Below are 16,672 nucleotides of genomic sequence, written 5' to 3' on the forward strand. Positions count from 1 at the left end.
GGCCACTCTTCACTTCCCGGAACGCCATCCCATGCATGCTAGCCCCCATCTTAACTGCTGCCGGCCCCACCGAACCATGCTGGCCGTGCTTTGCTGGCCGCTGCTGTCGGCCGCCGCGCCGGCGCCGCAGCAGCTGCACCTGAGCGCACAGCAAATCAGCCGCGCCGGCATCGCCACCGCGTCTGCCCTGAGTGCACTGGCCGCCGACGCGCCGCCGGCCGGCAACGATCAATACCTGTCGGGCACCGTAGTGACGCCGCCCGGCGCGAGTGCCCTGGTCAGCGCCATGCCGGGCGGCGTGGTGCAGGACGTGCATGTGGCCACCTTGCAGCAGGTACGGAGCGGTACGCCACTGCTGACGCTATTCAGCCAGCCCTGGCTGGAATGGCAGCGCGACTATCTGGAAAAGTCCAGCGCGGCCAAGCTGGCCGCCGCCAGGCAGGCGCGCGACGAGGGACTGTACAGCGACGGCATCATCGCGCGTGCGCGCCTGGAAGAAAGCCGCGATGCGGCCCAGTTGGCAGCACTGGCGGCGCGCGAGCGCGAACAGGCGCTGCGCAGCGCCGGCCTCGATGGGACAGCGTTGCGACGCCTGCGCGACAGCCATGCGCCGTCGCCCTTGCTGACGGTGCGCGCCAGCCAGGCCGGCACGGTACTCGAATTGCCGGTCCAGCCAGGGCAGCGCGTCGAAGCCGGTGCGCTGCTGGCGCGCACCGCCGCCAGCGGCCCCCTGTGGGTGCAATTGCAAGCCTCGCGTACCCAACTGCCGCTGCTGCGCGTGGGCGACCTGCTGCAGGTGGAGGGCTGCGCCAAGCTGCGCGTGACGGCCATCTCTCCCGTCGTCGACAGCGCCACGCAAAGCGCACAACTACGCGCGCAGCAAGTGGGCCAGGACCCGTGCCTGAAGGTGAACGCCTTTGTCGAAGCGCGACTGCTGCGCGCGGCGCCGCCGTCGGACAGCGTGGCCGTGCCGGCAGCGGCGCTGGTGCAGCGCATGGGCGAGGCGCGGCAAGACTATGTGTTTGTCGCCAATGCCCACGGGTATGCGGCCGTACCCGTGCAAGCGACGCCGGCTGGCGGCGGCATGGTGTGGGTGCGCGGCGCTCTGGCGGTCGGCGACGCGGTGGCCGTGCGCGGCTTGGCGGCACTGAAGGGCAGCTGGAGCGGCCTCGGGCCTGCCTCGCTTTCCGCCAGCCAAGGAGGCAAGTGATGCTGGCCCGTCTGATCGCCTTGTCACTGTCGCAGCGCCTGCTGGTATTGGTGCTGGCCGCCCTGATGACGGCGGCCGGCGTGCAAGCGTTCCTCACGCTGCCGATTGACGCCTTTCCCGATGTCTCCGGCACCCAGGTCAAACTGATCCTAAAGGCGCCCGGCATGACGCCCGAAGAGGTCGAGGCGCGCATCGTCGCCCCCGTCGAGCAGGAACTGCTTGGCATACCACGCCAGGCCGTGCTGCGTTCGCAGTCAAAATATGCGATCGCCGACATCACGCTGGACTTCCAGGAAGGTACCGATGTGTTTTGGGCGCGCCAGCAGGTCAGTGAACGGCTGGCCGGTGTGCTGAAAGACTTGCCAGCGTCCGTCAGCGGCGGTCTGGCGCCCATCACCACGCCGCTTGGTGAAATCTTCATGTTTACCATCGAAGGACCACTGAGCCTGATGGAAAAACGCACGCTGCTGGAATGGACCATCCGTCCCCAGCTGCGCAATATCGCCGGCGTGGCCGACGTCAATTCCTTGGGCGGCATGGTGCGCAGCTTCGAGGTGGTGCCCGACTTGGCCGCCCTGGCCGCGCGCGGCCTGTCGCTGGCCCAGCTGCAGCAAGCGCTCGAAGCGAACAACCGCAGCGACGGCGCGGGTCGCCTGGGCAGCGGTGAAGAGGCGCTGCTGATCCGCAGCGACGCGAGCATCCGCACGCTAGCCGACGTACGCGCCATCGGTATCGATAGGCGCGGCGGCATGGCCGTCACCGTGGGCCAGGTGGCGACCGTGCGCATCGGCGAGTTGACGCGCTACGGCGCTGTGACCCAGGATGGGCGCGGCGAAGCCGTGCAGGCGCTGGTGCTGTCCATGCGCGGCGCGAACGCGCAGCAAGTGGTACGCCAAGTGCGGGCGCGGCTCGACGCACTCGGCCCAACCCTGCCCAAGGGGACCCGCATCAGCACCTTCTACGACCGCGGCAAGCTGGTGGAGCGGGCAGTGGCCAGCGTCACGGGCGCGCTGGCCGAGGCGACCGTGCTGGTGATCGTGCTGCTGTATGTCTTCCTTGGCAATCTGCGCTCGGCACTGGTGGTGGCCTGCATCCTGCCGCTGGCGGCGCTGGGCACCTTTCTGCTCATGCAGGCGTATGGCCTGAGCGCCAACCTGATGTCGCTGGGCGGCCTGGCCATCGCCATCGGCATGCTGGTCGATGCCGCCGTGGTGGTAGTGGAAAACATCGAAGCCCATGGCGCCCACGCACAAGCGGACGTGCCGCGCCTGCACCGCATCTACCGGGCCGTGCGCGAAGTGGCGCTGCCCGTCAGCGCCGGCATGCTGGTGATCATGATCGTCTTCCTGCCCCTGCTGACCCTGCAAGGCTTGGAAGGCAAGCTGTTCGCGCCCGTAGCGCTCACTATCCTGTTCGCGCTGGCCGCCTCGCTGCTGTTGTCGCTGACCGTCATTCCCGTGCTCGCCTCGCTGCTGCTGCCGGACAGGCACACAGGCACACCGCGCCTGGTGCAAAAAATGGAAGCGGCCTACCTGGCCCTGCTCGAACGCGCGCTGGGCCGCGAACGCCTGGTCGGCACCGTGGCAGTGGCGGCCCTGCTGCTGGCCGCCGGCGTCTTCCTGCAGGTGGGCAAATCGTTCATGCCCACGCTGGACGAAGGCGACATCATCATGCAGATCGAAAAACTGCCATCGGTCAACCTGCAAGAGTCGGCGCGCCTGGACCTGGCCATACAGCGGCGCATCCTGGAACAAGTGCCCGACGTGCGCCGCATCGTGGCGCGCCTGGGATCGGACGAACTGGGGCTCGATCCCATGGGTTTGAACGAAACCGATTCTTTCCTGGTGCTCAAGGCGCGCCAGCAATGGCAGAGTACGGACAAGGAAGCACTGATCAGTGCCCTGCGCGCGGCCACGGCAAGCTTTCCGGGCGTCAATATCAGCTTTACCCAGCCCATCGAGATGCGCACTGCCGAAATGCTGTCCGGCGTACGCGGCGACGTGGCCGTCAAGGTCTACGGTCCCGACAACAAGACACTGGGTGCGCTGGCCGCGCGCATCGTGACCCAGTTGCAAACGCTGGCCGGCAGCGAGGATGTACTGACGACGCAAAACTCGGGCGTGCTGTATCTGCAGGTCGACATCGACCGCGTGGCTGCCGCCCGCCTGGGCTTGTCCGTGGAACAGATTCAGGGCGACCTGCGCACCCTGATCGAGGGCCGTCAGGCCGGTATTGTGATCGAGGGCGGCAAGCGCCTGCCGCTGCTGCTGCGCGGCGGCGAACAGCTGCAGCTGTCGGCCGAGCTGTTGCGCCAGTTGCGCCTGCCGATGGCGAATGGCCCCGCCATCGCCCTGAGCCAGGTGGCCAGCCTGCGCACGGTCGACGGCCCGGTCAAGGTGGAGCGCGAAAACGCCTCGCGCCTGGTGGTGGTGCGCGCCAATGTGCGCGGGCGCGACCTGGTCGGCTTCGTCGATGAAGCGAAGGCGCTGGTGGCGCGGCAAGTGCCGCTGCCGCCCGGCTACCGCATCGCATGGGGTGGCCAGTTCGAGAACCAGCAGCGCGCCGCCGCGCGCCTTGCACTGGTCGTACCGGTCGCGCTGGCGCTGATCTTCCTGCTGCTGTTTTGCACCTTGCGCAGTATCCGGCAAACCCTGCTGGTACTGGTCAATATCCCCTTCGCGCTGACCGGCGGCGTGTATGCACTGGGCCTGACGGGCCAATACCTGTCCGTGCCCGCCTCGGTGGGTTTCATCGCGCTGATGGGCATCGCCGTACTCAATGGCCTGGTCATGATCACCTGCTTCAACGACCTGCACGCACGCGGCGTGCCTCTGGCCCAGCTGGTGCTGCAAGGCGCCGTGCGGCGTTTTCGCCCCGTCATGATGACGGCCTGCATCACCGGCCTGGGCCTGGTGCCGCTGCTGCTGGCCACGGGTCCCGGCTCGGAAATACAAAAGCCATTGGCCATCGTCGTCATCGGCGGCCTGCTCAGCGCCACCGTGCTGACCCTGGTACTGCTGCCCTTGCTGTTCCGCCACTACGGCGTGGCACAGCCAACGATCCTTATTGCCCCCCTGACTGGAGCCATCCATGCCGCACCCTAACCACGCACCCTACGCACCCTGCGATGCCATGCTGACGCTGGCCATCCCCACGGCGCTCGAAGAAGACGTGCTCGATTTCCTGTTGCTGCACCCGGCCTGGGCGACCGGCTTTTCCGTGCTCGAGGCACAAGGCATGGGCCAAGGCGCGCCCTTCCCCTCCAGCATGGAACAAGTGCGGGGACGCGGACGGCGCAAGCTCGTCATGATCGCTGGCGTCGATGCCGACCTGCGCCTGCTCGTGCAAGCGCTGGCGGTGGCGTTGCCCCAACCCGACATCGCCTACTGGATCAGCCCCTTACTGTGCCACGGGAGACTGGCATGAGGGCGCGCGCCATGGCGCTGCTGCTCGTGGCGGCCGGTGCGCAGGCAGCGCCCGACACACTCTACGCGCTGCCGCCCGAAGCGCAGGTGCGGCGCGTGCTGGCCAGCTTGCCGTCACTGCGGCAAGGAGCGCTCAATACGCAACTGGCCGGTGCCGAACGCGACAAGCTGATCGCCGGTCCCTATGAATGGACGCTGCGCGCGGGCGCCAGCGGCCGTCGCGCGCCCGGCGGCGAACGCTATCTGGAACAGGAAATGGCGCTGGAAAGGCCGCTGCGCTGGTTCGGCAAGGCGGGCCAGGACCAGGCGCTGGGCGAACAGGGCCTGGCCGTGGCGCGCGCGCTGTATGCGGACGCCTGGCATGAGGCGGGACGTGCCCTGCTGCGCGATTGGTTCGACGCGCTGGGCGAACTGGCCGGCGTGGCGCGCCTGGAAGAGCAACTGGCCGTGACGCAGCAGTTGCAAGCGGCGGCCGCGCGACGCCTGCGGGCCGGCGATGGCGCCGCCCTCGAACTGCTGCAAGCCGATACGGAACAGCAGCGCGTGCTGGCCCTGCTGCAGCAGGCGCGCCAGCGCAGCGAGCAACCGCTCACGCTGCTGGCCGTCAGCTACCCCGGTTTGCCCCTCCCACAAGACGCTGCCCTGCCGCTGCCGCTGCCGCAGGCCAGCACCGGCAGCGACAGCGTGCCGGCCTGGGTCGAGCGCATCGCGCACGACAACCACGAGTTGCAATTGGCCCAGGCAGAAGCCGATCTGTACGCCATGCGCGCCAGCCGCCTGGCCAGCGACGCCATGCCCGATCCCACGCTGGCGCTGCGCGCAGCGCGCGAGCGCGATGGCCAGGAGCGGGTCTTCGGCGTCAGCCTGTCGTTTCCCCTGCCCGGCGCCGGACGCGCGGCCGACAAGTCGGGCGCCGCCATCAAGGCCTCGATGGCGCGCGAACGGCTGGCCCAGACGCAACTGCGCGTCACCCTGGCGGCCCGGCGTGCCGCCAGCGATAGCGTGCATAGCCACGCGATATGGGCTACATTGCAGCAGGTGCAACAACAAACCATCGGCCAGGCCGAGCTGATGCAGCGCGCCTACCAGGCGGGCGAAGGTACGCTGAGCGCCGCGCTGGCCGGTCGCCGCCTGGCGCTCGACGCGGCACTGGCGGCGCAAACGGCACAGATCGAGGCGCTGGCGGCCCAAGCGCGCCTGCAGCTCGACGCGCACGCCATCTGGTCCATAGACTGATGCGACGCCAACACGATTCATCCACGCGACTTACTGAGAAAGAAATACCATGCACATCGATAACTTAAGCACACCAGGCTGGCGCTATGCAGCTCCAGCCCGCATTCTGCACTGGCTGATGGCCGTGCTGATCCCCGCCATGCTGGCCCTGGGCTGGTATATGATGGAAATAGAAGACGAGCCGGGCAGCGAGGTGTATTTCAATCTACATAAATCGCTGGGACTGCTACTGTTGCTGCTGCTCGCAGCGCGCGCCGCCTGGCGCCTGGGCCACAGGCCGGCAAGCCTGCCTCCATGCGTGGTCGCGTGGCAAGCGCGCCTGTCGCGCCTGGGTCACGGCCTGCTGTATGCGGGCATGCTGCTGGTGCCGGCGACCGGCCTGGCGGGGGCGCTGCTGAGCCAGAGCGGCGTGGCCTTCTTCGGCCTGGCACTGCCACGCTGGTTTGCGCCCAACCACGCGCTGGCCGAACAATGCTTCGAACTGCATGAACTGGGCGCCTGGACCCTGGCCGGCCTGATCGGACTGCATGTGCTGGCGGGCCTCAAGCATCTGCTGCGCGACAAGGACGGTGTGTTCCAGCGCATGCTGTAGCGCGGCAAGCTACAGCCAGCGCTCGCGCTTCAGGCGCCGGTGTAGCCAGTAGCAGCCGACAATAATGACAACGATCACGGCCGGATAGCTGCCGCGCCACTTCAGTTCGGGCATGAATTCGAAGTTCATGCCATACAGGCTGAAGACCATGGTGGGTACGGCCAGGATGGCGGCCCAGGCGGCCAGGCGCTTGACTACCTCGTTTTGGCGGATCGAGATTTGCCCCAGCGCCACCTGCATGGCCGAATTGACCAGCTCGCGCATCTGCCCCGCCGTGTGCGTGACGCGTTTGACGTGGTCGAGAATGTCGCGGTAGTAGATGCGGTTTTCCTTGGGCACGATATCGCCATGGAAACGGATCAGCTGGGTGCAAATGTCATGCAGCGGGTTGACCGCCGCATCGAGCTTGAGCAGCTCTGTCTTGAGCTGGTAGAAATCCTGCAATTTGTCTTCGCTCAAACTGGGCTGGAACAATTGTGTTTCATAGTGCTGGAATCTGGCCTGCAAATGGTCGATGCAGGGTTGATACTGATCGACGATGAAGTCGATGATGGAATAGAGCACATAGCCGGGACCGCTGGCCAGTTTTTCGGGTAGGCTTTCTTTGCGCTCACGCAACTTCGCATAGCCGGCCGAGGTGCCATGGCGCACGGTGATGATGAAGCGGGGGCCGAGAAAGACGTGGGTTTCGCCGTACACGATGGCGTCGCCGTCCAGGGTGGCCGTATGCATCACCATGAATAGGGTATCGCCGTACTCTTCCAGCTTGGGCCGCTCATGCGCGCCCTGCGCATCCTCGACGGCCAGCTCATGCAGCCCAAAGGCGGACTCCAGCGCGTGCATGGCGATATCGTCGGGGCTGGCCAGGCCTATCCACACGAAACAATCGGGCTCGCCGAGGAAGTCGCCCACCTTGTCGATATCGAAATGGGCGATTTTCTTGCCATCGCGATAGGCTTCGCAATTGACGACGGCGGCGTGGGTGCTCAAGTCCATGGTGATGTTCGAACAATGTTGACGATTTGGGGAGGCCAGTATAGCGGAAAGCACGATGCCCACCGCGCGCCGGGCCGGGACGAACATCAGAAGTCGCGGCATGGCCCTAGCCCGTCGACATGACCGCGTTCAAGGCGCGCCGTAATTCTTTCAGGCGGGGTGGCTTGCCCAGCACGCAACTGACGTGTTCGGGATAGTCGCTGTCGGCCGTCAGGCGCTGCCCCCATCCCGTCAGCATGATGATGGGCGTGCTTGGCGAACACTGGCGCACCGCGCTGGCCACCTTGCGCCCGTCCACATGGGGCATGCCCAGATCCGTGACGACCACTGCAAAGTGCGCGTGCACATCGCGCGCATCATGCGCAGCCTGGAAGCAATCGATGCCGGCCTGGCCGCCATCGGCGCAGACCACTTCGTGGCCATCGATTCCCAAGATGTCGCGCAAGCACTTGAGCACCATCGGGTCGTCATCCACCACGAGGATACGCAGGCGCGGCGGCACGGCATGGGCCGTCTCGACCACTTCTTCCACCACGCCAGCGGCGCAGGCGGGAAAAACCAGGCGCACCGTCGTGCCCAGCCCCGGTGCCGTGAGGATGTCGATGCTGGCGCCATGGCGTTCCATCATGCCATACACCATGGCCAGGCCCAGGCCCGTGCCGCGCTCGCCCTTGGTAGTGAAAAACGGTTCCAGGCAGCGCCGGCGCGTATTGTCATCCATGCCGATGCCCGTATCGCTCACCTCGATCTGCACCTGGCGCGCTGCCTGACCGGGCACACCGATGCAGCTGGTGCGCACAGTCAGGTTGCCGCCGTCCGGCATGGCGTCAACGGCATTGAAGACCAGGTTGGTCAGCGCTTCGCGGATTTCGCCCACGCTGCCGGGCAGCATGGGCAGCTCGTCCGCCAACGCCATGTGCAGGGTGATGACGATGCCGCGCTGCAGCGGCATGTCGCTCCAGCGGGCGCGCGTCAGGTCCAGCACCTGCTGCACCACCAGGTTGGCATTGATGGGCGACGGCGCCAGTTGCGGTTCGCGCTGGCGGTAGAATTCGCGCATGCGCGCAACAGTGGTGGCCACGTCGTCGATGGCGCGCTCGATGACTTCCAGGTAATGCCGGCCCTGCGCACTGAGATTGGTTTCCGTCTCCAGCAAGGACTCGGTGTACAGGGCAACGGGGGAAATGGCGTTATTGATGTCGTGCGCGATGCCGCTGGCCATCTGCCCCAGCGCGCGCAGGCGTTCCTGCTGCATCACCGACTGATGCGTCTGGCGCAAATCGTCATAGGCGCGCTGCAGCGCGCAATAGAGCTGCGTCTGGTTGGCAGCCAGTGCCACGTGCTCGCTCAGCTGGCTGAGGAATTCGCATTCGCCGCTGGTGAAACTGTGGGCGGCATGGCGCGCCACGATGAGGATGCCGAAAACCGTATTTTCAGCCAGCAGCGGCGCCATGACGAGGGCACGCAAGCCCCCTTGCGCCAGCCGCTGCGGAAACGGAAACGCTACCTCGGCGATATCGGCTTCATACACGAGCTTACCGCGCACGCAGCTCGACAAGCCATTTTCGTCGATGGGGATGTGCGCCTGTTCGCCCATCATGAAGGCGTGCGCCAGCGCCTCGCTGCGCACGCCCACGCACGTCACCTGCAGCGCGTGCTGCGAAGGCTGGTACAGGCACATACAGCAGAAATCGACGGGCAGCTGCTCTTCCAGGCTGCGCACCACCACCTGGAAGATGCTGTGCAAGTCCTGCCGCTCGCCGATCGAACGCGTAATGTGCTGCAACAGGTTCAGGCGTTCGAGCTGTTCATGCACCTTGCGCTGGGCCAACTGGCGCTCGGCGATCTGCGTTTCCAGGGCGATATTCGTGTGCCTCAGCTCATCGCGCGAGACGGTGGTGCGGCGCAGCTTTTCCGTCATGCCGTCGAAAGCGCGCGCGAGGTCGCCGATTTCATTGCTGGTGTCGAGGCCGAGCACAAAATCGAGCTTGCCGGCGCCGACGATCAGCGTGCCCTGGCGCAGCCTTTCCAGCGGTCCCGTGACGCTGCTCATGGTGAAATAGATCAAGCCGGCCACCAAGGCGATGATCATGCCGCCACAGAGCATCACGGCGAAGTTGGCCCGCTGCTGCGCATCGAGCACGCCTTGGCGGCTCAGTTCGGACAGTCGCGTCGCATCGGCGATCATGCGCTGTACCTTGCCCATGATCTGGCCGGACAGGCGCGACTCCAGTTCGCCCAGCACCTCGCGCCGCTGCAGGTCCTGCCCCAGCTCGCGGTGATTCGCTACAAACAGTTCGAACAGAGCGCCAACGCCCGTCAGATCGAGCTGCAATTCGCCCAGCAGCGCACGCTCCTCGCCGGTATTGAAAGCGGGCGTGGCCAGCAGGCCCATAGACAGCGATTCGCTGCGCAACTGCCACTGGGAGCGCGTGCGCGCGCCATGGTGCTGCGCATATTCTATCGACAGGTAACGCAGCGACGTCACCGCTTGCACGATATCGCCTGCGGCCTTGTTCTTCGCCAGTTCGCGCTGCATCGCCATGGTGGTGGAGAACAGCGTGGCGACGACGATGGCTACCAGCACCACGCAAAACAATTGGGCCATCTTGAAGCGGGTGACGATTTTCACGGTGGCTTTCTCAATGAATGACCGTCATGGCCGACGGCGCCACGTCTTCCAGGGCGTCCAGGTAGACGGCATCGAGGAAATTTGGCATGTCGCTGCGTTCGGCCAGCCGGTTCTTGATGGCCCAGCGCGCCTCGTCTTCCAGCGCCAGCAGCAAGCGTTGGTCGAGCACAATGGCAAACTGGTAGTCGTGCCAGGCCGCCTGCAGGCGCGCCGCCTCGCTGGCCGATGCGTTGGGAAACAGGGCGCGCGCGGCCTCAGGCTCATCGCGGCAAAAGCGCGCACCGGCAAGCAGCGCGCGCAGCACCTTGCGCATCGTCGCCGGATGATTGCGCACATAATCGCCGCCACCAGCGACGTTGAACAGGCCCGCATACACATCTTCGCCATAAAAGATGGCCGCGTTGCCCGCGATGGCATGGGTCATGCCTGCCAGGAAGGGCTCCCAGCCGGCCGCTGCGTCGATCTCGCCCCGGGCCAGCGCGCCAGCCAGCTGCTCCGGCGCATAGTTGCGCAAGGTAACTTCGCCGGGCAGCAGTTTCTGGCGGTTCAAAAAAGCGTCCAGCGTGAAGTGACCGGAGGTGCCAAGGGTGACGCCGATGCGCTTGCCTTTCAGGCTGGCCGGCGTCGACACGCCGCGGTCCAGCCGCCCCACGATGCCGTGATCGCGCTCGGCCTCGAAGATGCTGGCGATGATGACGACAGACTGCTGATTCAGGCTGGCCAGCACCACGGGAATGTCGGAAACGGTACTCAATTCGGCGCGGCCCTGTAACACGGCTTGCAGCGACGCCTTGCCCGACGAATACGGTTGCAGCAGCGCGTCGATGCCCTCGCGCGCAAAATAGCCGTGTGCGCGTGCGGCCAGCACGGGGCAGCTGCCCACGTACTCGACATTCACGGCCAGGCGCAGCACTTCCACCGGGCCGGGCGGCGCGACGGCATGGGTCTTGAGCCGCCAGATGGCTGCGACGGCCAGCGCCAGCAACAGCGCGATGGCCGCCAGCCAGATCATCGGCCGCGCCGGTGCCATGCGGTTCATGCGCTGCGCTGCGCCGTGGCCGACTCCAGCGCGCTGTTGATGGCCTCGAAAAACGCCAGCACGTCGATCGGTTTGGTGAGATAGCGGTAGAAACCGGCTGCCAGTCCCTGGTGGATATCGCCCGGCCTGGTCATGGCTGTCAGGGCGATGACGGGAATATGCGCGGTACGCGGATCGGCGCGCAGCAGCTGCATGACTTGCGTGCCGCTGATGTCGGGCAGGTCACTATCCATCAGTATCAGCTGCGGCAGGTGATGGCGCGCCATGTCCAGGCCCGTCTGGCCGTCACTGGCCGACAGCAGGTCGAGGTCAGGACGAAAATGGATCAGGCCCGCCACCAGCGTCACATTCAGGGGATTGTCTTCCACGTACAGCAGTGTCTTGCGCTCCGGCAGGCACATCGGTTCCTCGACGCGGTGAAATACGGGCAGGCGAGCACTTTCCTGCAGCGGCTGGCGCGCCGGGCAACTGGCGATATCGATCCAGAAGGTGCTGCCACGTCCGGGCGTACTGGCCACGCCTATGCTGGCCTGCATGGCTTCGGCCAGGCGCTTGCTGACCACCAGCCCCAGCCCCGTGCCCTCTTCGTCGCGCACATCGCGCCCGAGGCGGTTATAGGGCTGGAACAGCGCCTCGAGCTGCGCGGCACTCAAGCCACCACCGGTGTCGCGCACGGACAGGCGCAGCTGGTGCGCATCGACGGGCTGGCAATCGACGTGGATCTGGCCCTGTTCGCAGTTGTACTTGACCGCATTCGACAGCAAATTGAGCAGCACCTGCTTGAGGCGCGTGCGGTCGGCCAGTACATGCAGGCCACCCGCTTCCACGAACGTCAGCGTAATGCCGCGCTTGTGCGCCAGCGGTTCCATCATTTTCCAGCATTCGTGGTAAATGTCGGTCAGGCCCACCGCTTCCATCGACAGCGACAGATTACCCGATTCGATCCTGGCGATATCGAGGATATCGTTAATCAGGGTCAACAGATGCCGGCCCGCGCCAAAGATGTGCGAGGCGAAGGTTTTCTTTTCCTGCGCCGTCGAAGGGATGGAATCGGACATCAGCATCTGCGAAAAGCCCAGGACGGCGTTGAGCGGCGTGCGCAGCTCGTGGCTCATGCTGGACAGAAAATTGGTCTTCTCCTGGTTCGCCCGCTCGGCCACTTCGCGGGCCAGCTGCAAATCCTTGTTCATGGCGTCAAGTTCGGCCGTGTGCTGGCGCAGCAGCAATTCCAGGCGCGCATTGGCGATGCGCAGTTGGCGCGTCTCCAGCGCCCGCGCCAGTATCAGCAGAATGCCCGACACCTTGAACGGCTTGACGACATAATCGAGCGCCCCCGCCTTCATGGCCTGCACGGCCGAGGCGATCGTGCCTTCGCCCGTCATGATGATGCAGGCCAAGTCAGGATCGATCTGCCGCGCCGCCTCCACGACGGCGATGCCGTTCATGCCCGGCATCATCAGGTCGACCAGCAGCAGGTCGAACGATTCGATGACCAGCAACGATAGCACCGCCTCGCCTGAATCGAGCCCCGTCGTGTCATACGCCTGGCCGCGCAAGGTATCGCACAACGCGCGCACGTGCATCAGCTCGTCATCGACGATGAGTATCCGCGGCAGCATTGATGAGCTATTCATGCATTCTCCTGGCGGCATGGCCTTGCAAACCGGGCACTTGCTGCGCACCTACGTTTCGAGCATAGCACTTGAAAATTACTAAAAATACACGCTTTGTCACGTGCAAGGATGCGCGGCCTTCACTGCCAGGCGCTGCAGCAGCTGATCGAGCTGTACAGGGCCAGCAAAAATTTCGCCATGCGCGATGTCTGGCGCGCCAACTATTTCGGCTACACTGGCTATCACTTTCCCTTTCAGACGCCTGATGATCGAAAAGAATCTGCCCGAGCTGGTCATGCTGAAACGCCTCATCGACGAGGGCGGCAGCCATCTGGAAGTTGCCGCGCCCTGCAGCATCGCCATGGATGGGCGCGCGTTTCCCGTGTATTCGATTGCCATGGGCAATCCCAGTCCCGACGTGCCCGTGCTGGGCTTTTTTGGTGGTATCCACGGCCTCGAACGCATCGGCACGCAAGTGCTCCTGTCCTTCCTGGAAAGCCTGATCGCACGCCTGCGCTGGGATGCCACCCTGCACCAGCAGCTAGATACCATGCGCCTGGTATTCATGCCGCTCGTCAATCCGGGCGGCATGTGGCAAGCCACGCGCTGCAATCCACGCGGCGTGGACCTGATGCGCAACGCGCCGCTGAGCGCGCGCGAAACAGTGCCGTTCATGCTCGGTGGCCAGCGCTACAGCGCCCGCCTGCCCTGGTATCGGGGCGCAGCTAGCGGGCCGATGGAGCTGGAAAGCCAGGCCCTGTGTGACCTCGTCGAACGCGAACTGCTGTCGCGCCAGTTCAGCATCGCCCTCGATTGCCATTCCGGTTTCGGCTTGCGCGACCGCATCTGGTTTCCCCACGCGCATACCAAGGTGCCGATCGAACACTTGGCCGAGATCGGCGCGCTGGAAGAACTGTTCAGCCAGAGCTACCCCAACCACAACTATGTGTTCGAGCCGCAAAGCCGGCAATACCGCACGCATGGCGACCTGTGGGACTATCTGTACCTGAACGGCACCAGCTACAGCGGGCGCGTGTTCCTGCCGCTGACGCTGGAAATGGGCTCGTGGCTGTGGGTCAAGAAAAATCCGCGCCAATTGTTCAACCGGGTCAGCATCTTCAACCCCACGGCCGCGCACCGCTTGCAGCGCGTGCTGCGGCGGCACCTGGTGTGGTTCGATTTCCTCATGCGCGCCGCCAGCAGCCATGGCCGATGGATACCGGAAGGCTTGTTGCGCAAGGCGCAGCGCCGGCGTGCGCTGGCGCAATGGTACGAATCATGACGCCGCCCGCCTGGATTTTATTGCGCGGCCTGATGCGCGAACAGCGCCACTGGGGCGGTTTTCCTGCCCGGCTGGCGCAATCGCTGCCCGGCGCGGCCATCGTCACGCCCGACTTGCCCGGCAATGGCGAGCGGCACGCCATGGACAGCGCCACGCGGGTGGCCGAGATGGTGGAATTTTGCCGCCAGGATTTGTCCGAACGGGGCATCGCGCCGCCCTACCGCCTGCTGGCCCTGTCGCTGGGCGGCATGGTGGCGGTCGAATGGGCGCAGCGCTATCCGCAGGAAGTCGCGTTATGCGTGCTGATCAACACCAGCATGCGCCCGCACAGCCTGTTCTACCGTCGCCTGCGCTGGCAAAACTACGGCGCGCTGCTGCGCCAACTGCTGCTGGGCGACAAAAGTAGCCAGGAAGCGCTGATATTGCGCCTGACGAGCCGCAGGCATGCCCATGGCAATGCCGCGCTGCTGGCCGATTGGCTCAGTTTTCAGCAGCAATACCCGGTCAGCCGCCGCAACGCGCTGCGCCAGCTACTGTCGGCCGCCCGCTACCGCGCCCCGGACCGCCGCCCCGCCATGCCCGTGCTGATCCTGGCCGGCGTGCGCGACCGCCTGGTCGACCACCGCTGCTCGCAGCAACTGGCGCAGGCATGGGACGCCGCCTGCATGCTCCACCCCGGCGCCGGCCACGACTTGCCGCTCGACGATGGCGATTGGGTGGCGGACACGCTGGTGCAATGGCTGGGGAAAATGGCCCCACAGCCAGGGGACATCGCGCCCGCTGCTGACAACAACTGAGCGTTGCGCCTTGTATGACTCATGCATCAGAAAAATCCGTGCCAAAAGACATGCATCACGGCTTTTTTCACGCAGGCGCGCCTTCTGCTGGGCGATAGGCTCTCAGCCAAGGATGGCGGCCAAGTCATTTTCTGACCTGGCCGTTTGTCCGATCAGAATGCCTTGCTTACGAGCAGCCAGGCACGCGCCGACGACTGCCGGGACAACAGCGCAGGCACCGCGCCCACGCGGGTTGCCACGGAAGCACTCGCGCGCCACAGGTCGGGGCCGACCCAGCTCAGACCGACACCGGCGCCGGACAAGGTCGCACTGTTCACAGTCACGACCCAAGGCTGGCGGTTGACCTTGACATAAGCATTGTCGATAAACACCTGTGCCTGCCATGATCCTGACAACAGCCGTCCCAACTCATGGCGTATTTCCACACTGGCGGCATAGCCGGTGTCGCCTGAAAGCGCACCGATGTCATAAGCACGGACAGTATAAGGGCCGCCAATGGCCATCTTTTCGGCGGAATCCAGATTGCGGTCTGCCCATTGCCCGGCAAAACTGAGATACAGCGAGTCGCGCGGCGTCAGTCCCTGCAAGCGGGCGAGATTGACATTCCACTTCGAGAATGTACCGCTCGAACGCGCGGTCGCGGCATCCGATGCGGCGGCGGCGGCATCGTCAAAACTGGTACGTCCGCTAGTCCAACTCAGCGATCCTGTGCTCATGCCGCCTGCCAGCAGGCTGTCGCGATAATCAGCGTTGATACTGGCTATCCAGTTACTGAGCTGCCGGTCTGTACGGATGCCGGTGAGATCGACGCGATCATGCAGCGTCTTGGCTTCATATTGCAGTTGGGCATAGAGGTTATATTGCCTGGTACGAATCAATGGATGTCTTACCCACAGGCTGCCGACTGCCGCAGTGCCATTCGCATCAAGGGCGCGGGCAGTGCTGCCGAGCTTGTAACGCAGTGCAGAATATGCGGTGCCGATCCGGGTCCCCTGACCGTTGAGCAGCGTGTCATATGCCGCCCGGAGATAATTCATGCCTTCGCCGGTGGTGGTCATGTTGGCGCTCAGTATGTCACCGGCATGGAATGGATTGACAATATTGATATTGCCGCTCAAGCGCGTGCGGCCGATATAGCGGTTACCGTAGTTATCCAGCGACAAGTTAGCCAGCGTCGCCGGAATGTACCGCGTCTCGATATCGATGTCGGACGTACCGGTGGTCGCTCCCGGTTTGAGTACCGCATTCACGCCCACGCCTGGCACGTCCGACAGCAACAGCAAAGCATTGTTGAGTTCGTCATCGACAATTAACTTTCCTGTAGCGAGCGGCTTCAGAAAGGCCTGGAGTAAATCATCGCTCACCTCGCTTTGATTCTTGAGCCGGACGTTGTCATAGTGCGCCTCGACGACTTGGATAATAACGACGCCGTCGGTAATCGACTGCACCGGAATGAAGGCCCGTGTAATTGGAAATCCATGCGCTTGATAGTATGCGGTAATGCGCCCGGCGAGCTCTTCGAGTTGCGCCAGCGTCAGATCTTTACCTTCCTGATCGGCAATCAATGCATGCAGCGTTGCTGTAGCAAACGCAGTGTTGCCTGTGATACGCAATTTGCCCACGTGGAACGGCTGCGAAGGCGGCATGCCGACATCGATTTTCGGCTGCACCTCAAGGATCGGCGCCATCGGTTGCGCCGCCTTGGGAATTGGTGGTTGCAATTGTTGCAGAATCGATCCGGCGTTGGGCGGCACTTGCTGACCAGCGGCTTGGGCCTCCAGCGACGCAAGCAACAACGCAGCGAACAAGGGTTTCATCAGGAAAGGCTGTTTGGATAGGGTATTCATATA

Annotated in this window: 12 protein-coding genes; 7 read left to right on the plus strand and 5 right to left on the minus strand. The window is 64.7% G+C overall.

Annotation, left to right across the window (positions count from 1 at the left end; all coding sequences use genetic code 11):
• Window positions 1-76 precede the first annotated feature (76 nt).
• Genes H4V96_RS11900 through H4V96_RS11920 form a run of 5 tightly spaced genes read left to right on the plus strand, consistent with a single transcriptional unit; the run spans window position 77 to window position 6,463 of the window.
• Window positions 77-1,210 carry an efflux RND transporter periplasmic adaptor subunit gene (locus H4V96_RS11900; protein WP_196855113.1) on the plus strand — a complete coding sequence of 378 codons (1,134 nt, stop codon included), beginning with the start codon at window positions 77-79 and terminating at the stop codon, window positions 1,208-1,210.
• Window positions 1,210-4,314: a CusA/CzcA family heavy metal efflux RND transporter gene (locus H4V96_RS11905; RefSeq protein WP_196855112.1), complete on the plus strand. Its 3,105-nt coding sequence runs from the start codon at window positions 1,210-1,212 to the stop codon at window positions 4,312-4,314. The genes H4V96_RS11900 and H4V96_RS11905 overlap by 1 nt, the downstream gene beginning before the upstream one ends.
• Window positions 4,301-4,636, plus strand: coding sequence for a DUF3240 family protein (locus H4V96_RS11910; RefSeq protein WP_010398638.1), 336 nt, complete (start codon window positions 4,301-4,303; stop codon window positions 4,634-4,636). The genes H4V96_RS11905 and H4V96_RS11910 overlap by 14 nt, the downstream gene beginning before the upstream one ends.
• The gene (locus H4V96_RS11915) at window positions 4,633-5,871 is read left to right on the plus strand and encodes a TolC family protein (protein WP_196855111.1); all 1,239 of its coding nucleotides are present in this window, start codon (window positions 4,633-4,635) and stop codon (window positions 5,869-5,871) included. The genes H4V96_RS11910 and H4V96_RS11915 overlap by 4 nt, the downstream gene beginning before the upstream one ends.
• Before the next feature lie 49 nt (window positions 5,872-5,920).
• Window positions 5,921-6,463 (plus strand): cytochrome b/b6 domain-containing protein, encoded by a 543-nt coding sequence (locus H4V96_RS11920; protein WP_010398659.1) that lies wholly within the window; start codon window positions 5,921-5,923, stop codon window positions 6,461-6,463.
• Between the two features lie 9 nt (window positions 6,464-6,472).
• On the opposite strand, the gene H4V96_RS11925 is transcribed toward H4V96_RS11920, so the two are convergent.
• The 4 genes from H4V96_RS11925 to H4V96_RS11940 all read right to left on the minus strand — a co-directional run bounded on the left by H4V96_RS11925 (window position 6,473) and on the right by H4V96_RS11940 (window position 12,764).
• On the minus strand, window positions 6,473-7,459 hold the full coding sequence (locus tag H4V96_RS11925; RefSeq protein ID WP_010398662.1) for a magnesium and cobalt transport protein CorA: 987 nt from the start codon (window positions 7,457-7,459) through the stop codon (window positions 6,473-6,475).
• A gap of 106 nt (window positions 7,460-7,565) precedes the next feature.
• The gene (locus tag H4V96_RS11930) at window positions 7,566-10,091 is read right to left on the minus strand and encodes an ATP-binding protein (protein WP_280720955.1); all 2,526 of its coding nucleotides are present in this window, start codon (window positions 10,089-10,091) and stop codon (window positions 7,566-7,568) included.
• Between the two features lie 10 nt (window positions 10,092-10,101).
• Entirely contained in the window at window positions 10,102-11,130 is a 1,029-nt protein-coding gene (locus tag H4V96_RS11935) for an NrtA/SsuA/CpmA family ABC transporter substrate-binding protein (RefSeq protein ID WP_196855109.1), read from the minus strand.
• Complete coding sequence (locus H4V96_RS11940; RefSeq protein ID WP_280720956.1) at window positions 11,127-12,764, minus strand: response regulator; 1,638 nt, start codon at window positions 12,762-12,764, stop codon at window positions 11,127-11,129. The genes H4V96_RS11935 and H4V96_RS11940 overlap by 4 nt, the downstream gene beginning before the upstream one ends.
• A 244-nt stretch (window positions 12,765-13,008) precedes the next feature.
• Here H4V96_RS11940 and H4V96_RS11945 point away from each other — a divergent pair, with 244 nt between their 5' ends.
• Both H4V96_RS11945 and H4V96_RS11950 read left to right on the plus strand, forming a co-directional pair.
• Window positions 13,009-14,025, plus strand: a complete 1,017-nt coding sequence (locus tag H4V96_RS11945) for a M14 family zinc carboxypeptidase (protein ID WP_010398671.1) — start codon at window positions 13,009-13,011, stop codon at window positions 14,023-14,025.
• Window positions 14,022-14,822 (plus strand): alpha/beta hydrolase, encoded by an 801-nt coding sequence (locus H4V96_RS11950; protein WP_196855108.1) that lies wholly within the window; start codon window positions 14,022-14,024, stop codon window positions 14,820-14,822. The genes H4V96_RS11945 and H4V96_RS11950 overlap by 4 nt, the downstream gene beginning before the upstream one ends.
• A gap of 152 nt (window positions 14,823-14,974) precedes the next feature.
• On the opposite strand, the gene H4V96_RS11955 is transcribed toward H4V96_RS11950, so the two are convergent.
• Complete coding sequence (locus tag H4V96_RS11955) at window positions 14,975-16,669, minus strand: ShlB/FhaC/HecB family hemolysin secretion/activation protein (RefSeq protein WP_196855107.1); 1,695 nt, start codon at window positions 16,667-16,669, stop codon at window positions 14,975-14,977.
• Between the last annotated feature and the right edge of the window lie 3 nt (window positions 16,670-16,672).

The sequence above is a fragment of the Janthinobacterium sp. CG_23.4 genome (assembly GCF_029892305.1).
Taxonomy (GTDB): domain Bacteria; phylum Pseudomonadota; class Gammaproteobacteria; order Burkholderiales; family Burkholderiaceae_D; genus Janthinobacterium; species Janthinobacterium lividum_D.

What these genes read in the sequence shown, in the direction of transcription:
- H4V96_RS11915 (WP_196855111.1), top strand. Translation starts at nt 4,633, where the DNA reads ATGAGGGCGCGCGCCATGGCGCTGCTGCTCGTGGCGGCCGGTGCGCAG.
- H4V96_RS11935 (WP_196855109.1), bottom strand. Translation starts at nt 11,130, where the DNA reads ATGAACCGCATGGCACCGGCGCGGCCGATGATCTGGCTGGCGGCCATC.
- H4V96_RS11950 (WP_196855108.1), top strand. Translation starts at nt 14,022, where the DNA reads ATGACGCCGCCCGCCTGGATTTTATTGCGCGGCCTGATGCGCGAACAG.
- H4V96_RS11945 (WP_010398671.1), top strand. Translation starts at nt 13,009, where the DNA reads ATGATCGAAAAGAATCTGCCCGAGCTGGTCATGCTGAAACGCCTCATC.
- H4V96_RS11920 (WP_010398659.1), top strand. Translation starts at nt 5,921, where the DNA reads ATGCACATCGATAACTTAAGCACACCAGGCTGGCGCTATGCAGCTCCA.
- H4V96_RS11905 (WP_196855112.1), top strand. Translation starts at nt 1,210, where the DNA reads ATGCTGGCCCGTCTGATCGCCTTGTCACTGTCGCAGCGCCTGCTGGTA.
- H4V96_RS11955 (WP_196855107.1), bottom strand. Translation starts at nt 16,669, where the DNA reads ATGAATACCCTATCCAAACAGCCTTTCCTGATGAAACCCTTGTTCGCT.
- H4V96_RS11940 (WP_280720956.1), bottom strand. Translation starts at nt 12,764, where the DNA reads ATGAATAGCTCATCAATGCTGCCGCGGATACTCATCGTCGATGACGAG.
- H4V96_RS11900 (WP_196855113.1), top strand. Translation starts at nt 77, where the DNA reads ATGCTGGCCGTGCTTTGCTGGCCGCTGCTGTCGGCCGCCGCGCCGGCG.
- H4V96_RS11910 (WP_010398638.1), top strand. Translation starts at nt 4,301, where the DNA reads ATGCCGCACCCTAACCACGCACCCTACGCACCCTGCGATGCCATGCTG.
- H4V96_RS11925 (WP_010398662.1), bottom strand. Translation starts at nt 7,459, where the DNA reads ATGGACTTGAGCACCCACGCCGCCGTCGTCAATTGCGAAGCCTATCGC.